At 67.5% G+C, this 369-nt stretch carries 1 protein-coding gene; it reads left to right on the top strand.

Annotation, left to right across the window (positions count from 1 at the left end):
- A partial coding sequence (locus KUG38_RS16680; protein ID WP_216923533.1) for a glycogen/starch/alpha-glucan phosphorylase occupies nucleotides 1–369 on the top strand: 369 nt, incomplete at both ends.

Genomic DNA, 369 nt, shown 5'->3' with positions numbered 1-369 from the left:
CCCGAATTCGCCGCCCTCTGGCCCGAGAAGTTCACCAACGTCACCAACGGCGTCACCCCCAGGCGCTGGGTCGCCCTGGCCAATCCCTCTCTGCACGACCTGCTCTGCGAAACCATCGGCCCCGACTGGCCCGCCTGGCCCCAGTCGCTCCGTCGCCTGGAGGAGTTCGAGGACGACGGGGCCTTCCTGGAACGCTGGGGCCAGTGCAAGCGGACCGCCAAGCAACGCCTGGCCGGCTACATCCAGCGGGAGCTGGAGCTGGCCGTGGACCCGGACAGCCTCTTCGACGTGCAGGTGAAGCGCATCCACGAGTACAAGCGCCAGCACCTCAATGCCCTCCAGGTGATCGCCCAGTACCTGCGCATCAAG

The organism is Synechococcus sp. CCAP 1479/9 (assembly GCF_019038535.1).
Lineage (GTDB): Bacteria > Cyanobacteriota > Cyanobacteriia > PCC-6307 > Cyanobiaceae > Cyanobium.
Note: the sequence above shows the minus strand (reverse complement) of the source record. Positions and strands in the feature narration are given on the sequence as shown.